An 18,909-nucleotide genomic window follows, 5' to 3' on the forward strand; every position below is an offset into this window, starting at 1 on the left:
TCTCCTCTGTATTCAGTAAATTACACTTCTGGTTTCAATGCTTTATGAATCCGTTCCATACATTCTACAATCATACTTCTTGGACTGGCCATATTAATTCTTTCAAAGCCCTTTCCCTCATCCCCAAAAATATAACCTTCATCCAAGGCAACCTTCGCACTCTCGTGCATAAGCTTCTCCAGCTTTTTCTCATCATTGCAATATGCTCTGAAATCCAACCATATTAAATACGTTCCCTGTGTATCTGACATCGTAACTTCAGGCATATTTTTCTGAAGGAAATCATGTACATAAGCAATATTTTCATCAATATACTCTCGAACCTGATCAAGCCATTCTTCCCCGTGTGTATATGCAGCAATCATTGCAGAAATTCCCAGGGGTGCAGCCATCAAACCAAAGCAATCGTCTAACAGAAAATCAAATTTTGCTTTATATTCTTTATTCGGAATCACAATATTAGATATCTGCATTCCTGCCAAGTTAAATGTTTTACTTGGTGCAGTACATGCAATAATCTGATCTTTATAATCTGGTGCCACAGTTAAAAGTGGATGATGCTTCACGCCCTTTCTTGTCAAATCACAATGAATTTCATCAGAAATAATCCATTTATTGTATTTCTTACAAAGATCCACTAACTGTCTCAACTCATCTTCAGTCCATACGCGACCTACCGGATTATGTGGACTGCAAATAATAATTCCCTTATTTTGCGGATTTTTCAATTTCTCTTCAAGATCAATATAATCCATCCTATACGTATTTCCATCATGGATCAGCGGATTATTTACAACCCTTCTTCCTGCATTTTCAATTTTAATTGTAAATGGGTAATATACTGGCCGCTGAATGATGATCCCATCTCCCGGCTCTGTTAAAGCCCGAATCAGAAATGCAAGCGCAGGAACAACTCCAGGACTAAATGATAGTTCTTCTCTTTCTATTTTCCATCCATATTGTCTCATAAACCATCCTGATACAGCCTCATAGACATCTTGATTGTCATATGCTGTATAACCGTATATCTTTCTATCAATTCTTTGATGCAGTGCTTCTATAACAGGATCAGCACAAGGAAAATCCATATCTGCAACCCAAAAAGAAAGACTGTCTTTAGGTGCTCCTTCAGGCAAACAATCTCTTTTAAAGCTGTAGGTATTGCTTCTGTCAATAATTTCATCAAAATTATACTTCATTTTTCCTCTCCTTTTGTATTATTTAGATACTTAATAATCTTATGGTAAGATAATATCATCTTTTCTTGCATATGTAAACACCTTAAATAAACAAAATAAAACATGCACTTTTGTGCATGTTTTACATTTTGCTATCCTCTATATCTAATTTAAATGTTTGGTTCATCCTATCCAATATCCTGCATACTACTTCTATTTCTTTTTCTGAAAACTCTGCTAAATATTCAAATGTCCGTTCATAGCAATGTTGCTCAAATTTTTCTCTTGCCTCATACAAGCTCCATCCAGCAGACGTCAAATTTAAAAAAGTATTTCTCCTGTTTTTTTCATTTTTTATTTGTTCAATCAATCCTTTTGTCTGCAGTTTTTTCACCATCTGACTCGCTGCACTGCTGGTTTTGTTCAAATCTTGTGCTATATCTGAAACCGTCGTTCCTGGATGCTCTCCGATATATTTTATCAAATGAGCTTCAACCTGATATAAAATCACTTCCCCATATTTTCTCGATATAGAATCATATTCTTCCATTAAATCATATGCCCGATCGATTTGGTTCAACAATTCATCTAATAGTTTTGCCCGTTCCTTCTCCATTGACTTTTTTCATCCCTTCTTTATTCTTTTTATGGCATCGAAAACCCGTAGACTATTTACAGCCTACGGGTTAACTCTATTTAGAAAAAAGTCCCTTTTTCTTATGTTTTCCTTCTGTCGGCGCTTCTCCATGCATAACCGCATCGAAATTCCTCAGCGCTTCCTTCTGTGCCTCCGTCAGACGCTCCGGCACCTGAACAACCAGAGTCACATAGTGATCGCCGCGGAGATTGCGGTTACGTAAGGACGGTACACCCTTGCCCTTTAAGCGGACACGCGTATCGGTCTGGGTTCCTGCCTTGACCTCGTACTCGACCTCTCCGTCTACCGTCTTGATGCGGATCGGACCGCCCAGCGCTGCTGTTGCGAAGGAGATCGGTACGGTAGAGAAGATGTTGACATCCTGACGCTTGAATACCGGATGCTGGGATACAACTGCCTCAACCAGGAGATCACCTCTCTCGCCGCCGTTCACGCCAGGCTCACCACCGCCTGCGCAGCGTACACTCTGGCCATTATCGATACCAGCCGGAATGGTAACCTTAAATTTCTTCTTTCTGGTAATATAACCGCTTCCATAGCAGTCAGAGCATTTTTCTTTGATCACCTTGCCCTTGCCGCCGCAGTCCGGACAGGTCTGGACATTCTGCACCTGACCGAAGAAGGACTGCTGGGTGTAGATGATCTTACCCTTACCGCCGCACTTCTTACAGGTTTCCGGTGAAGTGCCTGGCTTTGCCCCGGTACCGTGACAGGTCGCACACTCTTCTTTGTAATTGATCTCAATTTCCTTTTCGCAGCCGAATACAGCCTCCTCAAAGGTAATGCGAATCGCGGTTCTCACATTGGCACCACGCATAGGGCCATTATACTGGCTGCCGCCGCGGCTTCTTCCGCCACCGAAGATATCTCCGAAGATATCTCCGAAGATGTCTCCCATGTCAGCTCCGTTGAAATCGAAACCGCCAAAGCCGCCGGCACCGCCGCCTGCGCCGCCCTCGAATGCAGCATGACCAAACTGGTCGTACTTTCTTCTCTTCTCCGGGTCACTTAACACGCTGTATGCCTCCGATGCTTCCTTGAACTTACGCTCGGCCTCGGCATCGCCCGGGTTAGCGTCCGGATGATATTTTTTTGCAAGGACACGATATGCTTTCTTTAATGCAGCCTCATCGGCGTTCTTCGGAACTCCCAGGACCTCGTAATAATCTCTCTTAGTCTCTGCCATGATGCTTTTTCCTTCCTCTTTCACTTAAGACGCATCCGCGCCCTTCTTTTTCTATACTGTCAATCAGCTTTTGGGGTTCAAAAATTTCCCTGTCTCCAGGCATACTTTCATGAACCATAATGTCTTTCAGACACCGAAATGGCTGTCGCCTCTTGCGAAAGTCCCGGAGCAAACGCTCCTGAGATTTTCGGAAAAAGCGCCAGCCTCTCCCGGCAATACTCCGGATTGGCGGAGAGACCTTGCGGTCTCCCCGTTGGTCCGTTATGCCTTACTATATGGATTATACCTCTTTGAAGTCACCGTCGATGACATCATCGTTATTTCCAGCGCCTGCGTTACCGCCTGCTGCGCCTGCCGCACCCTGTGCACCTGCTGCGCCCTGTGCGTTTGCGGCACCCTGAGCTGCCTCGTAAACCTTGCTGAACAATGCCTGTGCGCTGTTCATCAGTTTCTCCTTGCCAGCCTTGATGTCCTCAACCTGGGCATCGGTCATGTTGTCGATCGGAGCACGGTTGATAGCTTCCTTCAGGGCATTTAAGTCAGCCTCTACAGCAGCCTTGTCGTTTGCGTCGATCTTATCGCCAACCTCGCTTAATGCTTTCTCGGTCTGGAATACCATAGCATCTGCATCGTTTCTGGCATCAATTGCCTCTTTTCTCTTCTTATCCTGTGCTTCAAACTCAGCAGCCTCTTTCACTGCCTTATCGATATCAGCCTCAGACATGTTGGAGCCGGAGGTAATGGTGATATGCTGCTCTTTGCCGGTGCCAAGATCCTTAGCGGATACATTTACGATACCGTTTGCATCGATATCAAACGTAACCTCAATCTGCGGAACACCTCTTCTTGCCGGAAGGATACCGTCCAGGCGAAACTGGCCAAGGGTCTTGTTGTCACGTGCAAACTCACGCTCACCCTGTACAACGTGGATATCTACTGCCTCCTGGTTATCAGCTGCGGTAGAGAAGATCTGGCTCTTCTTGGTCGGAATGGTAGTGTTTCTCTCGATCAGTCTGGTAGCAATGCCTCCCATGGTCTCAATGGACAGTGACAGCGGAGTTACATCCAGAAGAAGGATATCACCTGCGCCGGCATCGCCAGCAAGCTTACCGCCCTGGATAGCAGCACCGATGGCTACGCACTCATCCGGGTTTAAGGACTTATTCGGCTCCTTGCCGGTCATCTGTTTTACTTTCTCCTGAGCTGCCAGCATACGGGTGGAACCGCCGACTAACAGAACCTTTCCAAGCTCAGCGGTGGTTACGCCGCCGTCTTTTAATGCGTTCTGTACCGGAACTGCTGTTCTCTCGATGAGGTCGTGGGTCAGCTCGTCGAATTTTGCTCTGGTCAGGTTCATATCCAGATGCTTCGGGCCCTCAGCGGTTGCAGTGATGAACGGCAGGTTGATGTTGGTGGTGGTTGCGGTAGAAAGCTCCTTCTTTGCCTTCTCTGCGGCCTCTTTCAGTCTCTGCATTGCCATCTTATCGCCGGACAGGTCTACGCCCTCAGCCTTCTTGAACTCGTCAACCAGCCACTGGGTAATGCGGTTATCGAAATCATCACCGCCTAAGTGAGTATCACCGTTGGTGGAAAGAACCTCGATTACGCCGTCACCAATCTCGATGAGGGATACATCGAAGGTACCGCCGCCTAAGTCGTATACCATAATCTTCTGCTCATTCTCGTTGTCCAGGCCGTATGCCAGCGCTGCCGCGGTCGGCTCGTTGATGATACGCTTTACATCCAGACCTGCGATCTTACCGGCATCCTTAGTTGCCTGACGCTGTGCATCGTTGAAGTATGCCGGAACAGTGATAACAGCCTCGCTTACGGTCTCACCCAGATAAGCCTCTGCATCTGCTTTTAACTTCTGCAGGATCATAGCGGAGATTTCCTGCGGAGTATAGCTTTTACCGTCGATGGTTACTTTATAGTCTGTACCCATATGTCTCTTAATGGAAGCAATGGTTCTGTCTGCGTTGGTAACTGCCTGACGCTTTGCCGGCTCACCTACCAGACGCTCACCGGTCTTGGTGAATGCTACGACAGACGGTGTGGTTCTGGAGCCTTCCTGGTTCGGGATAACTACCGGTTTACCACCCTCCATAACTGCTACACAGCTGTTTGTGGTTCCTAAATCAATACCAATAATCTTACTCATAATGTTTTCCTCCTGCTCTATTCAAACAATTTTTGATAATACGCTAAGTTTCGCAGCTGGTTTAGTTTGCAACCTGAACCATGCTGTGGCGTACCACGCTGCCGCGGTACTTGTAACCCTTCTGCAGTTCCATGGCGATCTCATTCTCGCCGTATTTCTCATCCTCCACATGCATCACTGCGTTGTGCAGGTTCGGGTCGAACTGCTTGCCTACTGCCTCGATCGATTCCACTCCGGCATCTTCCAGAGTTTTCACGAACTGCTTGTAGATCTTTTCAATGCCTTCGGCAAAGGAAGAACCCTTCTCATCCTCCGGCACGGCTGCCAGGCCTCTCTCGAAGTTATCTAACACCGGAAGGATCTTCTCGATGATATCCTTCGCTCCGATCTCGTACATGGCTGCCTTCTCTTTTTCCGTACGCTTGCGGAAATTATCAAACTCGGCCATCTGGCGTTTTAATCGATCCTGAAGTTCCTCAATCTGAGCATCTTTGGGATCTTTCTTTGCGTCCTTTGCTTCTTTTGCTTCGTTTTCCCTGGTTTCTGCCTCCTGGTTTTCGGTTCCTGCGGAGGTTTCGCCATTATCTGCTTCAGTGTGCTCAGTCTCAAGATTTTCGTTCTCGACCTCAGCGGCACTCTGCTTTACTTCTTTTTCTTTCTGACTCATGGTTTATCGCCTTTCTTTATCGGCGTCATCTCTGACACACTAACTCTCATTTTTATAGGTGGCATCCAGCTGCTTCATCAGATGCTTCAGCGTACTGAGTACTCTTTCGTAATCCATCCGCTTTGGTCCGATGATACCAATGGTACCGCGGATACCCTCTCCCAGCTCATAGTTGGCAGTGACCACGCTGCAGTCCTTCATGGTCTGAAGCGGTGTCTCGTCTCCAATGTAAACCTGGATTCCATTGCTGTCTTCCGACTCATTTACATCTGCAATGAGCTCCTGGAGCTTATCCTTCTGTTCCAGTGTACTGATTAGCTGGCTTGCTTTCTCACCGTCGCTCAGCTCCGGATATTTGAAAATATTGGTAGCACCGCTTGTGTAGATCTGAAGATCTTCCTCATCGGCCCGGATTGCTCCGGCTACTTCATTTAATACAAGATCCACAATCTGACTGTGAACGCCGGCCTGCTGTTTGAGCTTTGTGATAACATCCAGATTGATCTGCTCAATGGTGAGACCGTTAAGCGCGCTGTTTAAAAGGATGTTGAGGTTCAGGATATCTTCCTGGCTCACCGACTCCGGTACATTCACCATGGCATTCTTAATGAGGTTTCCCTCTACCACGATGACCACCAGGAGTTTGTTTTCCTCCATCCGGGACAGCTGGATGAATTTCAGCTTGTTCTGGTGATACTGCGGACCACTGATCATGGCAGCATAGTTGGTGTTGTTAGCCAGAAGCTGTGCCAGCTTCTTTAAGACCAGTTCCACACGGTCAACCCTTTTGATCATCAGGCTTTTGACCTCCGTGACTTCCTGTTCTTTTTCCTGCATAATCTGGTCTACATAGAAGCGGTAGCCTTTATCGGATGGGATCCGTCCCGCCGATGTATGGGGCTGCTGGATATATCCCATCTCCTCCAGATCCGACATTTCGTTTCGGATGGTTGCGGAACTCAGTTTTAAATCCGTATATTTGGAAATGGTTCTGGAACCCACCGGCTCACCTGTTTCCAGATAAGTCTTGATGATAGCTTTTAATATAGTAACTTTACGATCATCCAGTTCCATTCTGCCGCCTCCTTCTTCTTGTTAGCACTCATCATCAAGGAGTGCTAACATTCTGTGATTAATATACTTTACCCTATGTAGTTTGTCAAGAGGTTTGCCTGAAAAATCTGTGTTTTTTCTGTGACTTTTTGTATTTTCCAGGGCAGAAACAGACCTGCTTTTCGTTTTTTCCTTGACAAATCAAAAAAAATGTGTAAAATAAGGACTTATCGTTCATATGTTACAAATTTGTTACATATATTTAATTTGTGTGAATTGAATATTTCGTTTTTGTGGCACACAAACCTGTAACAGATTCTGGAAAAGAAAGGACTGATTTTATGTTAAAAACCAAAAGAATGTTTGTCACCTTACTGATCTCAGCCATGTTCCTGATCAGAGGTGCCTTTACTGCTCTGGCAGCAGCCCCGGATGGCTCCTTTGATGCATTCGAGGGCAATACCATTGTCGGCTGGGCGTGGGATTCCTCCATGCCGAACACCGGCGTTCCGGTCAGCGTAACCATTACCAATAAAGAAACCGGTGAGCAGGTTAAAAGCTATCACCAGACCGCAGTCACCTACCGTTCTGATCTGAAAGAAAACGGAATCGGCAATGGGAATCACGGTTTCCGCATCAGCATAAACTGGGACGCGCTGGCAGACGGCACTTATGTTGTAGAAGGCGCGGTAGACGGCAAAGCGCTTTCCAATCCGAAAACCTATGTAAAGGGAGAATCGGCCCAGACTGCTGCTGAAAGCACTTCTGCTGAGGAAAGCCACGAACATACCGGTTTAAAATCCCTCGGCTTCTTCCGCACCACCGGCTACTGTCCATGCAGACAGTGCTCCGAGGGCTGGGGCCGCCACACCAGCACCGGCACCATCGCAACCTCCGGACGTACCATTGCCGTGGACCCGCGCGTCATTCCTTACGGAAGCAAGGTCATGATCGGCGGTGTCATCTACACCGCAGAGGACCGCGGCGGCGGCGTCAAGGGCAACCACGTGGATATTTTCTTTGATACTCACGCACAGACCCGCCAGCATGGAAAGCAGACTCAGGAAGTGTTCCTGGTGCTGGGGTAAAATAACCATTTGATTCACTTTAATAGGGCCGTGTGAGTTGCCTTTCGGCAACTCACACGGCCCTTGTCATATACTTATATTGTTATTTACATCACCAGTCTTTTACAGATCCATCGAATGCCCGGTGCGCTGCATTGCTGCCGCGCTCTTTTGCCGGATACAGTTCTTCTGCATCGTCGGCAAGTTCAATTCCGATTCCCGGTGCTTCCGGAATCATCATACAGCCATTCTCAAAATGGAATGGTTCTTTCACCATCTTGTCTTCCGCTCCATTTAAGCAGAAGCCCGGGAGTTCCTGGATCCCAAGGTTCGGAATGGATGCGCAGATCTGCAGGCAGGCTGCCGTGGATACCGGTCCAAGCGGGTTATGCGGAATCACCAGTACATCGTGTGCTTCTGCAAGCGCACAGATCTTCTTGCTGGTGGTAATGCCGCCAACTGCGCAGACATCCGGACGGATATACTGGCATGCATGGCGTGCCATCAGCACTTCAAATTCGCGCAGATCGATGGCTCTCTCACCGGTTGCGATCGGAACCCCGATCTTGGATGCCACCTCTGCCATCGTATCCACATTGTCCGGCGGAACCGGATCTTCCAGGATCATCGGGCGGTATGGCTCTACTGCACGACCAAATGCGACAGCCTCTGGCAAAGTCATGCCGCGATGCACTTCCAAAACGAAATCAAAATCATTTCCGACTGCTTCCCGGCAGACACGGACTTTTTCTACTTCCCGCTCTATACGGCTGGCGAAGAACTCTCCCTTTCCATCCGCACTGCTCTTCGGTCCGTTGCAGAAAATCTTGGCAGCGGTGAAGCCCATCTGCTGTAGTTCCTGATACTGCTTTGCGAGTTCTTCCTTATCATCGGTTATATGCATGACGGAAGCGTAAACGCGCACCTTATCGCGGGTTTTTCCGCCCAATAATTCATAAACCGGAACGCCGAGTGCCTTTCCTTTAATGTCCCAAAGCGCAATGTCAATAGCGGAAATCGCACTCATAATGACAGAACCGCGGAAATACACGGATCGCAGAAAGTTCTGGTTAAAATCTTCAATACGGAACGGATCTTTTCCAATTAAGTAATCCGCAAACTTTTCAATGGCTGCTGCCGTTGCCTGCAGATATCCCCAGTTTCCGGCTTCTCCAAGACCGGTAATGCCGGCATCGGTGTAAACCTGTACGAAAAGATAATGTTTGGCAAAGCGCAGCTTTACGTCTGTAATCTTCATAGTTTCACTCCTTTAATGTTCTACATTCTTTCATTTTATCGGTTTATATGTTCCAAAAAGAAACGATCATGCAGTTCTAATGCTCGTTCCCATCCAGGTGTCCGGTTGGTTGTAAATCCGTGCATAGCTTCTGGAATCCTCTGCATGGTTACACAAACTCCCGCCTTTACCAATCGCATTCCAAAGTTTTCCGTATCATCTCTCAGGCTGTCTTCTCCTGCAGATAAAATCAAACAGTCTGGAAATGCAGCCAGGACCTGCTCCGTTGCAAAAGCAGGGGAACAGCATGGATCAGATGCATCTGCATCTCCCACATAAAAATCTGTATACAGTTTCTCCGTTTCCGCGCGTTTCACCCAGAATGGATCCTGTTTTAATTCCTCCGACAGCCTTTCTACCGGATTCGCGGTATTGTCTGTTGGGAAATACTCCATCAAGGCGCAACATGGATGAAATGCTTTCGTTTCCGCATTTTTCACCAGAGCCGATGCCACAAGATTGCCTCCGGCACTATGTCCGGCAAGCATGATTTTTTCCGGATCGATACACAGTTCTTCTGCATGTTCAAACACATACTGTATGATTCCATAGCTTTCTTCTGCAGCATAAGGGAACGGTTTTTCCGGTGCAAGACTATAATCAACATCCCATACCAGAGCATTCGTTGCTTCCATGACTGCACAGCAATATCTGCGCTCACGATCCGTGCGTCCTTTTAAAAATCCACCACCATGAAAGTTTAATAAAATTGGGGCCCGATCCGGCAAAGCTTCCGGCCGTTCTTCAAAGACATGCACACAATAACCGTTTTTTGTCTGAATCCAAAGTTCTGTTTCTTTTCCCGACAGTGCCGCTAACTCTTCCTGACTCACAGGACCAAAACGATCTCTGTGCCGCACAGTCTCTGCAATAGCAATTTTTTCTTCCTGTGTCATATCCACGTCACTCCCTTTCTTTTAAAATGCAGGGAATACTGTCATGGTATAAACGATATAGATAAATGGCAAAATCAATGTAATCAGTGCGCCGCTCTTAAAGATGGCCTTCAAATCATAACCGCCATCAGCCATGCACATCGGAACCGCCGGTGTCGCCATCGGAGTGAGGAATGCCGTCAGGGAACCTGCATTGACTAACAGAACCAGTCCTGTCGGATTTGCACCCAGTGCGGAACAGGTCAGCAGACAAATCGGAACAAATACCGCAGATACAGAACGGTTCAGCATAAACTGAGTCAGTGCAAACGGGATCAGGAAGAATAACGCACCGAGCACATAGTTATTGTGAGTACCACCAACGGCTGTTGCCAAAGCATTTCCAATCATATCGCCTGCTCCGGTGTTCGTCAGGGCGGTTCCAAGTGCCAGTGCACCTACAAACAGCATTAACATATCCCACGGGATATCACGCAGTGCAGATTTCTGATCTACCACACCAAATAAAACCATCAGAAGGCTTCCGGTCAATGCCACAGACCAGGTGGTAAGATGAAGCTGGCTGGAAAAGATCAGGCATAAAATGGTTCCAAAAAATACGGCAATTCCAATCTTATCTACAACCGGGCTGAGTTTCTGTGCCTGCTTTCCAGAATTGCGGTTTTCCAGTGCTTCAATCGGGACAATCGGAGCCTTTGGTGTAAATTTCGGTCCGATAAACAGTGCCCAAAGCGGAACAATGATCAAAATCGGCCAGGTGCCAATGGTAAAGTCAATCGCACGGATGCTCATACCGGTAAATCCATAGGTTTCCATAAATCCGGTAAACTGTCCGGCCTGCTGGATCGCAGTTGAAAGCGGCAGAATCCCGCAGCATGCCACACACACGACCATAACCGGGAACATATACTGGGAACGGCTATGGTTCGTATTGTCACAGAGTGCTGCCAGAAGCGGGCTTACGATCGCATAAACTACCATCGGGCTCGCAATAAAGTTTGTCAGAAGCACTGCCAGCAGAATATAACCAAAATATGCGGTCACAAAACTGCCTCTTGTGAGCTTCATGATTGCTCCGCACATACCGTCTACCAAAGATGTGCGCCGAAATCCTGCTGCCACAATAAACATGGTTGCCATCAAAAGCGTATTTACATTTGAAAAACCAGACAAAGCACCTGCCGCATCAATACAGCCGGTAAAATATAACGCTGTCAGAGAGATCATTGCCGTAAGCCACATTGGAATCTTGTTCAGCATGTAACTAACCAGCGTTGCCGCAAAGATTACCATGCAGATCATCATTTGAGTATTCATAGTTTCCCCTTCCATTATAACATCATTTTTCGAAACTCCATAAGCACTTGGCTGCCCGGGCACAGGCTTGTTGTCGTTGTGCTTATCCTAACAGAGGAAAACTCGTTTGTCGCTGCAAATATTCGCAGGTTTCCGTTACGCTTTTCTTTTCCTTTAACCTCATTTTCTTTTTATGCAGGCATATCTGACAATACGAAATCCAAATATTTTCCCTGTGCAATCTGTCGTTTTCTGCATTTTTTCTTTGTACGTTTTGCCAGTTCTTCATTTCCCGGGCTTGTACAAATTCCGAAACAATAATTGACTTTTCTGGTTTTATCAGGTATCCTAAAAGCAATTTAATCAGATTCCATGTTTCATTTCTGAATTTTATGATAGGGAAAATATTTGGATTTTTAAGGAGAGAAAAAATGGATCAGACCAACTATGAGCTGGATCTTCCCCGGGAAAATATCCATCTGCGCTGTTTTGCACACAACATTATGAATTACCGCTATCACTGGCATACAGACGAATATGAGCTGAGCATTGTTCTTCAGGGAAACCAGCAGTACTGCCGCGGCACCGATACGCACACGCTTCTCGAAGATGATCTGATTCTCACTGCCCCGGGCAATGGCCATGCGTCTACGCGCCAGCAGCCGGATACCCGGGCACTCGTTCTCCATTTTCCGGCAAATGCATTGAAGTTTCTGAACAAGAAGGGGTACATCTACCAGTTTCCATCCTGTCTTTCCAACGAAGGAAACCGTTACGAACCCAGATTTTGCCAGCTTCGTTTTTACGCAGCCCAGATTTGGAATGCCGTCGAGCAGGGTGGTGCTTATGCACAGTTAAGCGCAAAAGCCAATCTGGAACTGCTGCTGATCAGCCTTTTCACCAGGTTCGACCCGCAGCAGCTTAACCTCATCTCGGAAGATGACAAGCGTCGTTCTACCATGCGTCTTCTGCTGACTTATGTGGAAGAACATTATGCTGAAAAACTGGCACTGGAGGATCTGGCAGACTATGCCCAGTATAACCGCACTTACATTTCTACTTTATTTAAACAGATGGTGGGAATTAATTTTCATGAATATCTCACGCGTGTCCGATTCCAGCATGCACTAAATGACCTGACCTACACCAAAGATAATCTTACCGACATTGCATTAAGAAATGGATTTCCAGATTTAAAAACGCTGACGGCACGCTTCCGTTCCACGTTGCTTCGCACGCCTGCCGAATACCGCGCAGCCTTAAAGCCAGGAGATGTGCTTTATGAAAACCAGCGTCAGTTTCTGGATCCTGCAGACAGCGTGCTGCGGCAAAAATTAAAAGAATACACTAAAATCGGACTGTAATAAACAAACCCCAAAAGATGTAACGTTGCCGATCGCCAAATTTGAAATCTGGCTTTTCGCAATGATACATGTTCCGGGGTTTTCCGTTATAGGACTATTCCATTATTTTAACTGCTCTTTATAAATTGCAATCACATTCTTCATGGCTTCCTGTCCAGGAGCACCGATGGTGGTTCTCTTCTCGACACAGGTCTTCATGCTGATTGCTTCGTAAACATCTTCCTCAAATACCGGGCTGATCGCCTTGAATTCCTCTAACGTCATGTCATCCAGTGCAATGCCCTTATCGATGCAGAACAGCACCAGCTGGCCTACAATCCCGTGCGCATCGCGGAACGGAACACCGTGATTTACCAGATAGTCAGCAGCATCGGTCGCGTTAGTGAATCCGTTCTTTGCGCTTGCCTCCATGACTTCTTTATTAAATGTCATGGTGGAGATCATGCCGGTAAACAGAGCCAGGCAGCCTTTCACGGTATCGATGGCGTCAAAGGTCAGCTCCTTATCTTCCTGCATGTCCTTATCGTATGCTAACGGGATTCCCTTCATGGTGGTGAGGATCGATACCAGAGCTCCGTAGACACGTCCGGTCTTGCCGCGTACCAGCTCGGCGATATCCGGATTCTTCTTCTGCGGCATGATGCTGCTGCCGGTGCTGTAAGCGTCATCGATCTCTACAAAACGGTACTCGTTGCTGTTCCAGATGATGATTTCCTCAGAGAAACGGCTTAAATGCATGGCAATGGTGGACAGGGCAGATAACAGCTCGATGACGTAATCGCGGTCGGATACGGAATCCATGCTGTTTAAGGTCGGTCCGTCAAAGCCAAGCAGCTCTGCGGTATATGCGCGGTCAAGCGGATAGGTGGTGCCAGCCAGGGCGCCGGAGCCCAGCGGGCAATAGTTCATGCGCTTGCGGATGTCATGCAGGCGGCTTCTGTCGCGGGAGAACATCTCAAAATAAGCGCCCATATGATGAGCCAGGGTAACCGGCTGTGCCTTCTGCAGATGGGTAAAGCCCGGCATATAGGTGTCGATATTGGCTTCCATGATCTTTAACAGCTCTTCTAACAGGTTCTTGACCAGAACATCAATCTCATCGATCTCGTCGCGGCAATAAAGCTTCATATCCAGAGCAACCTGGTCATTTCTGCTGCGGCCTGTGTGAAGACGCTTGCCGGCATCGCCGATGCGCTCGATCAGGTTTGCCTCCACGAAGGAATGAATATCCTCGTGTTCTTTGGTAAATACCAGTTTTCCGGACTCAATATCAGCCAGAATGCTGTTCAGTCCGTCAATGATGGCTTTCCGGTCATTCTCAGAAACAATGCCCTGCTTGGCCAGCATCGTCACATGGGCAATGCTGCCCTGGATATCCTGATGATAAAACTTCTGATCAAAAGACAATGACTCGTTAAAATTGTGTACCAGCTGATTTTCCTCTTTTGTGAAGCGTCCGCCCCATAATTTCATAATGTTAGTCTCCTCTTCTTGTATTTCTATCATATTTTACAACACAGTGTGCTGCAGGTTACCTTTCATCCGTCTCGTCCCGGTAACGGCGGAAGAAATATCCGCCTGCCGCAATCAGAGCCAGACACATGGCACTGACCGCCGAAACAACAGCACCCGGGATCAGTCCGTTCGGCGTATATTTCATAGCCACTGTATGAGGTCCCGGTGTAAGCCTGATACTCACAAAGGAATCCAGAATTTTTTCCGTTTCCTGTTCTTTTCCGTCTACAAGAACCTTCCACCCTGTATCGTACGGGATAGTCGTAAACAGCCAGCCCTCCTGATCGCAGGAAATACTTCCCTCCAGGGATGTGTCGGTCCAGCTCGTCAGCTTCCATGGATGCGCGGATAATTTCGCAGCTACAGAGCCGAGGCCATTCTCTGAGAAACGGTACACATCTGCCCACATTTCTTCGTTGCTGTCCTCTGCCGTCAGTGTCACCATCTCTCCGGCCGCACAGTAACCAAGCTCCAGCAGGTATCCCCGGTCCACGTTGGTAAAGGTCTTTGTTCCCTTCCAGGTTGTAGCTGTGACTTTTTCAATCTTTTTATTTCCAACATAGGCATAATACTCACCCCCGGTTTTCGGGGTAAAGGTCAGATCACTGCCTTCTGTTCCGGTGTCCATGACCAGCTCCAGCACCTGCTCTGCCCCAAGGGCATCGGACAGGCTGTTCTGCACATCGGCCGGATTGCCGGTCTCCAGATTCCAGCGGGATTCAAAATCAGAATCCACATAAAAGCCCACAGGCAGGGTGTAATTGTTCTGGTACAGCCAGATGCCGTCCTGTTCTCCCACTGCAGTCCGCAGCGTGGTATCCTCCGGCTTTTCCGAATAAATACCATACTTCACAGAAAACAGGGCATCGATGAGCGGTGTACCGCCTGTGATGCTGTAGGCGTTGGTAGAGCTTTCACAGCCCAGCTTTTTAAAGAGCGCCGACAAATCGGCATTGGCCGTGGAAGAAAACAGGGAAACTGACGGAAAATGCATCCACGCTCCGTCATTTTTTGTTTTTCTGGATACCTTTTCCATACGAAAGAAGCTGTCGTTCGGCTGAACGGAATCCACAAGCTGTTCCACTGCCTCATTATCCTCGGTATAAGCAGTACGGCTGGTCGTTGGCACGCTGGTCACCGCAGTATTAACCGCAGCCTCAATCGAAACGACCGCCAACGCATAAAACAATGCCGGAAAATAATAGCGTTCTCCCTTCTGATAAAGGGCAATCGCTCCCAGATACAGTGCCAAAAACAGAATTGCCACATAATACACAATAAAATGGAAATGATCTTCCGTTACCAGCTTCTGTGCCAGCAGCACAAAGACCACCGCTCCGGCAAATGCCGCAGTCACATGCTTCCATGGCGTTTCCCGCAGATTCATGTAGGCCCGGTAGCAGACAAACAGCACCAGAAAAATATAGATGTAGGACTGTCTGCAGGGCAGGCTGTTCGGATAATGAAAGCCATGCCAGATAAAGTTGAGTATATTGAAGGAAAAGCTTGCAAAAAAGAATAACAGCATCACACAGTAAACCGCTTTTTCCTTCGCTGGAATCCGTTTGCACAGCAAATACAGGATAAAGAACATCAGTACAGCCACGCCACAGTACACATTCGGCCAGTGATCCAGGCCTATTTCCGTCTCAACGTTGCCGATGTGACGGGCAATCATGTCAAAAATCGGGAAATACTGGGAAAAGGTCTTCGGAAAACTCACATCGCCCGATGCCGTCATCTGCAGGGCAAAAATTTCCGGAAGCAGCACCACCGCTGCCAGGCCTCCCGCCAGCAAAGAATACACGGCAAACTGAAAGCCGCGGCCAATGAATTTCTCCCAGTGCATCTCCTCATCCAGCACCAGCAGGGCTATGAAATACAGCACCATAAAAATGCAGGTCATGATGGAGATATAATAATTGGAAAGGATCGACAATCCAAGGGTAATGCAGTACAGCATTCCCTTTCCGTCTTTTACCAAGTGCTCCAGTCCCAGCACGATAAGTGGGAACAGGATGATGCAGTCCAGCCACATGATGTTCCAGCTGTAGGCTGCCATATAACCGGATAAAGCATAAAAAATACCGAAAAAGGCAACGCCGAAATCACGGGTACGGCAGTGCTTTCTCAAATAGTACGCCATGGTCAGGCCGCTAAGACCAATTTTGAATACGATCTGACAGGTCATAAACTCAATGACCAGTCCTTTCGGACACAAAATCAGAAGCCAGTTAAATGGGCTTGCCAGGTAATAGGCATATAAAGCTGAAAAGTTCACGCCCATACCAACATCCCAGCTGTACAACAGACTGCCTCCGTGGGTCAGCTTATACTGGAACTCCGAAAAGAACGGTGCATACTGATGGTACATATCCGTGCGCAGAAAGGTTTCCTCTCCAAACGGGAAAATGCCCCGCTGCACAAAGATGATCAGCATGATAACCATCGGAATGACGAATGCTGCGATCAGGGCATCCGCGGAGTGAAGCAGGCCTTCATCCTCCTGCCTGCACAGACGCTTTTTTGCGCGTTTTTCCGACCGGGAAGCATAATGCGTTTTTATTTTCCGCATCCTTGCCGGTTCCGATGTTTCCGTCTCCGGTTCTGAGTTCTGCGGTTCTCGTCTTTGCAGCTCCGGTTCTGGTCCCTGTGGCTCTCGTCTTTGTAAATCCGGCTCCTCCGGTTCTGGTCCTTTCGACTCTCGCCTTTGCAGCTCCGGCTCCTGCTGCTGACCAGCCTCTTTTTCCCGCTGTGCCTCCACTCTCGCCACCGCTGTTTCCATTTCTTCCAGCAAATCCGCTACACTTCCGCTATTCTTCGGAAATGTGCCTCTTTCTTCTTCCATCATAAGCAGATCCTCTAGTTCTCTCGTAATACAGGCGACTTTCCCGCTTTGCATGCTGCAGCTCAACATTTTCTCCTTACTTACGATTCTTTTTTTCTAAAAATAAACCATTTGCTGAAGATGTAGTTCAGCACCAGAGAAATTGCCGACACTACAATCTTACAGATGAAATCCTGTCTGATTCCCAATCCGTCTACCATAACAATCATAGCCACCATGGTAAACGCACCCGTAGCGGCCCGGCAGGCTACAAAAGGCACAAACTCCGCCCATACCTTCTTCGGATGCAGATCAAAGCTGGCAAACACAAACAGCTTATTTGTCACAAAGGCAAACAATACTGCCGCCGCCCAAGATCCCGCTGTTGCTGCCCTGTAGTCAATCCCGAGACGACGCATATACCAATAGCTGATCCAGTCCACCAGCGTTGTCAGTACGCCAAAAATCAGGTAGGAAATCGTCTCCCGATTTACGAGTTTCTTCCATATTTTATCTATCATCATGTTCTCCATTTTCCGCTGCTGCGATGCCTTTTCCGACCGGCATTCCAACGGCAGTTACATATGCCCCATTATAGGGCACGAAGCCGGAATTGTAAAGCAGTCCCCGTATCGTCAAAAAAATTTTATAAGTTTTTTTAATAAAAGACTTGCTATTTATTTGTTTTGCGTATATTCTATTACCAGAAGCTGTCTGCATCCGCAGGCAGTCCCCACAACCAAAACTCTACAGTAAAAAATTTATCCACAGCGAGGTATGAAGATGAAACCTGTTAAAGAAGGAAAGGTACGCGAAATCTATGACAACGGTGACAGCCTGATCATGGTGGCCACTGACCGCATCAGCTGCTTTGATGTGATTCTCCACAACACAGTAACCAATAAAGGCAAAGTTCTGACCCAGATGTCCAAATTCTGGTTCAATCTCACCCAGGACATCCTGCCGAACCATATGATCACCACCGACGTAAAGGAAATGCCGGAATACTTCCAATCCCCGGAATTTGATGGCAAGACCATGATGTGCCGGAAGCTGACCATGCTTCCTCTCGAGTGCATCGTCCGCGGCTACATCACCGGAAGCGGCTGGGCAAGCTACAAGGAAAACGGTACCGCAAACGGTGTCAAACTGCCGGAGGGCTTACAGAAATCCCAGAAACTGCCGGAGCCTATCTATACTCCTTCCACAAAAGCAGAGATCGGTGACCACGACGAAAACATCACCTACGAACAGAGCATTGATCACCTGGAGAAATACTTCCCGGGCAAGGGTGCAGAGTACGCTGCAAAGCTTCGCGACTGCACCATCGCTCTTTACAAAAAGTGCGCAGACTATGCTTACAGTCATGGAATCATCATTGCTGATACCAAATTTGAGTTCGGCCTCGATGAGAACGGCAACATCGTTATCGGTGATGAGATGCTTACCCCGGACAGCTCCCGTTTCTGGCCGGTAGAAGGCTACGAAGTTGGTCACAGCCAGCCATCCTTCGACAAGCAGTTCGCACGCGACTGGCTCACATCCCATCCGGGCAACGACTGGACTCTTCCGAAGGACGTTGTTCAGAAAACCATCGATAAATATCTTCAGAGCTATGAAATGCTCACCGGAGAAAAGCTGAAATAAAAATATTGAGACGGAACCACTAAAAGGTCCGAAGTTCTGGAAACCGCGTACAGAAACGCAGAAACGGTGGAATTTTGCGCTTTGTTCACTGCGCCGC

General features: G+C 47.6%; 15 protein-coding genes. 3 read left to right on the forward strand and 12 right to left on the reverse strand.

Annotation, left to right across the window (positions count from 1 at the left end; genetic code table 11):
* Window positions 1-20: 20 nt before the first annotated feature.
* From DW819_RS07820 to hrcA, 6 genes are all read right to left on the reverse strand, one after another.
* Window positions 21-1,199 (reverse strand): MalY/PatB family protein, encoded by a 1,179-nt coding sequence (locus DW819_RS07820; protein WP_118732818.1) that lies wholly within the window; start codon window positions 1,197-1,199, stop codon window positions 21-23.
* A 121-nt stretch (window positions 1,200-1,320) separates the two neighbouring features.
* Window positions 1,321-1,794: a MarR family transcriptional regulator gene (locus DW819_RS07825; RefSeq protein WP_118732819.1), complete on the reverse strand. Its 474-nt coding sequence runs from the start codon at window positions 1,792-1,794 to the stop codon at window positions 1,321-1,323.
* A gap of 76 nt (window positions 1,795-1,870) precedes the next feature.
* Window positions 1,871-3,022, reverse strand: a complete 1,152-nt coding sequence (gene dnaJ, locus DW819_RS07830; protein ID WP_118732820.1) for a molecular chaperone DnaJ — start codon at window positions 3,020-3,022, stop codon at window positions 1,871-1,873.
* A 280-nt stretch (window positions 3,023-3,302) separates the two neighbouring features.
* Window positions 3,303-5,183 (reverse strand): molecular chaperone DnaK, encoded by a 1,881-nt coding sequence (gene dnaK / locus DW819_RS07835; RefSeq protein ID WP_118732821.1) that lies wholly within the window; start codon window positions 5,181-5,183, stop codon window positions 3,303-3,305.
* A gap of 61 nt (window positions 5,184-5,244) precedes the next feature.
* Window positions 5,245-5,850: a nucleotide exchange factor GrpE gene (gene grpE / locus DW819_RS07840; RefSeq protein WP_118732822.1), complete on the reverse strand. Its 606-nt coding sequence runs from the start codon at window positions 5,848-5,850 to the stop codon at window positions 5,245-5,247.
* Window positions 5,851-5,889: 39 nt separating this feature from the next.
* On the reverse strand, window positions 5,890-6,924 hold the full coding sequence (hrcA, locus tag DW819_RS07845) for a heat-inducible transcriptional repressor HrcA (RefSeq protein WP_118732823.1): 1,035 nt from the start codon (window positions 6,922-6,924) through the stop codon (window positions 5,890-5,892).
* A gap of 320 nt (window positions 6,925-7,244) precedes the next feature.
* On the opposite strand from hrcA, the gene DW819_RS07850 reads away from it, so the two are divergent.
* Window positions 7,245-7,991 carry a 3D domain-containing protein gene (locus DW819_RS07850; protein ID WP_118732824.1) on the forward strand — a complete coding sequence of 249 codons (747 nt, stop codon included), beginning with the start codon at window positions 7,245-7,247 and terminating at the stop codon, window positions 7,989-7,991.
* 91 nt (window positions 7,992-8,082) lie between these two features.
* Here the strand turns inward: DW819_RS07850 and DW819_RS07855 are convergent, their stop codons facing one another.
* From DW819_RS07855 to DW819_RS07865, 3 genes are read right to left on the reverse strand one after another with little or no spacing between them, the layout of a single operon-like run.
* Window positions 8,083-9,228, reverse strand: a complete 1,146-nt coding sequence (locus DW819_RS07855) for a mandelate racemase/muconate lactonizing enzyme family protein (RefSeq protein ID WP_118541588.1) — start codon at window positions 9,226-9,228, stop codon at window positions 8,083-8,085.
* 35 nt (window positions 9,229-9,263) lie between these two features.
* Window positions 9,264-10,163: an alpha/beta hydrolase gene (locus tag DW819_RS07860; protein ID WP_118732825.1), complete on the reverse strand. Its 900-nt coding sequence runs from the start codon at window positions 10,161-10,163 to the stop codon at window positions 9,264-9,266.
* A 21-nt stretch (window positions 10,164-10,184) separates the two neighbouring features.
* Complete coding sequence (locus tag DW819_RS07865; protein WP_243025687.1) at window positions 10,185-11,480, reverse strand: SLC13 family permease; 1,296 nt, start codon at window positions 11,478-11,480, stop codon at window positions 10,185-10,187.
* 410 nt (window positions 11,481-11,890) lie between these two features.
* On the opposite strand from DW819_RS07865, the gene DW819_RS07870 reads away from it, so the two are divergent.
* Window positions 11,891-12,823 carry an AraC family transcriptional regulator gene (locus DW819_RS07870; protein WP_118732826.1) on the forward strand — a complete coding sequence of 311 codons (933 nt, stop codon included), beginning with the start codon at window positions 11,891-11,893 and terminating at the stop codon, window positions 12,821-12,823.
* Window positions 12,824-12,925: 102 nt separating this feature from the next.
* Here DW819_RS07870 and argH read toward each other — a convergent pair whose 3' ends face one another.
* From argH to DW819_RS07885, 3 genes are all read right to left on the reverse strand, one after another.
* Window positions 12,926-14,296, reverse strand: a complete 1,371-nt coding sequence (gene argH, locus DW819_RS07875; protein ID WP_118732827.1) for an argininosuccinate lyase — start codon at window positions 14,294-14,296, stop codon at window positions 12,926-12,928.
* A 58-nt stretch (window positions 14,297-14,354) separates the two neighbouring features.
* Window positions 14,355-17,189: a YfhO family protein gene (locus tag DW819_RS07880; protein ID WP_243025689.1), complete on the reverse strand. Its 2,835-nt coding sequence runs from the start codon at window positions 17,187-17,189 to the stop codon at window positions 14,355-14,357.
* 77 nt (window positions 17,190-17,266) lie between these two features.
* Window positions 17,267-17,689: a GtrA family protein gene (locus DW819_RS07885; RefSeq protein ID WP_347560188.1), complete on the reverse strand. Its 423-nt coding sequence runs from the start codon at window positions 17,687-17,689 to the stop codon at window positions 17,267-17,269.
* Window positions 17,690-17,942: 253 nt separating this feature from the next.
* On the opposite strand from DW819_RS07885, the gene DW819_RS07895 reads away from it, so the two are divergent.
* Window positions 17,943-18,812, forward strand: coding sequence for a phosphoribosylaminoimidazolesuccinocarboxamide synthase (locus DW819_RS07895; protein ID WP_118732830.1), 870 nt, complete (start codon window positions 17,943-17,945; stop codon window positions 18,810-18,812).
* Window positions 18,813-18,909 lie beyond the last annotated feature (97 nt).

The sequence above is a fragment of the Clostridium sp. AM33-3 genome (genome assembly GCF_003480315.1).
Taxonomy (GTDB): Bacteria; Bacillota; Clostridia; order Lachnospirales; family Lachnospiraceae; genus Brotaphodocola.

What these genes read in the sequence shown, in the direction of transcription:
- argH (WP_118732827.1), bottom strand. Translation starts at nt 14,296, where the DNA reads ATGAAATTATGGGGCGGACGCTTCACAAAAGAGGAAAATCAGCTGGTA.
- DW819_RS07820 (WP_118732818.1), bottom strand. Translation starts at nt 1,199, where the DNA reads ATGAAGTATAATTTTGATGAAATTATTGACAGAAGCAATACCTACAGC.
- hrcA (WP_118732823.1), bottom strand. Translation starts at nt 6,924, where the DNA reads ATGGAACTGGATGATCGTAAAGTTACTATATTAAAAGCTATCATCAAG.
- DW819_RS07880 (WP_243025689.1), bottom strand. Translation starts at nt 17,189, where the DNA reads ATGATGGAAGAAGAAAGAGGCACATTTCCGAAGAATAGCGGAAGTGTA.
- DW819_RS07885 (WP_347560188.1), bottom strand. Translation starts at nt 17,689, where the DNA reads ATGATGATAGATAAAATATGGAAGAAACTCGTAAATCGGGAGACGATT.
- DW819_RS07855 (WP_118541588.1), bottom strand. Translation starts at nt 9,228, where the DNA reads ATGAAGATTACAGACGTAAAGCTGCGCTTTGCCAAACATTATCTTTTC.
- DW819_RS07850 (WP_118732824.1), top strand. Translation starts at nt 7,245, where the DNA reads ATGTTAAAAACCAAAAGAATGTTTGTCACCTTACTGATCTCAGCCATG.
- DW819_RS07895 (WP_118732830.1), top strand. Translation starts at nt 17,943, where the DNA reads ATGAAGATGAAACCTGTTAAAGAAGGAAAGGTACGCGAAATCTATGAC.
- grpE (WP_118732822.1), bottom strand. Translation starts at nt 5,850, where the DNA reads ATGAGTCAGAAAGAAAAAGAAGTAAAGCAGAGTGCCGCTGAGGTCGAG.
- dnaK (WP_118732821.1), bottom strand. Translation starts at nt 5,183, where the DNA reads ATGAGTAAGATTATTGGTATTGATTTAGGAACCACAAACAGCTGTGTA.
- DW819_RS07870 (WP_118732826.1), top strand. Translation starts at nt 11,891, where the DNA reads ATGGATCAGACCAACTATGAGCTGGATCTTCCCCGGGAAAATATCCAT.
- DW819_RS07825 (WP_118732819.1), bottom strand. Translation starts at nt 1,794, where the DNA reads ATGGAGAAGGAACGGGCAAAACTATTAGATGAATTGTTGAACCAAATC.
- DW819_RS07860 (WP_118732825.1), bottom strand. Translation starts at nt 10,163, where the DNA reads ATGACACAGGAAGAAAAAATTGCTATTGCAGAGACTGTGCGGCACAGA.
- dnaJ (WP_118732820.1), bottom strand. Translation starts at nt 3,022, where the DNA reads ATGGCAGAGACTAAGAGAGATTATTACGAGGTCCTGGGAGTTCCGAAG.
- DW819_RS07865 (WP_243025687.1), bottom strand. Translation starts at nt 11,480, where the DNA reads ATGAATACTCAAATGATGATCTGCATGGTAATCTTTGCGGCAACGCTG.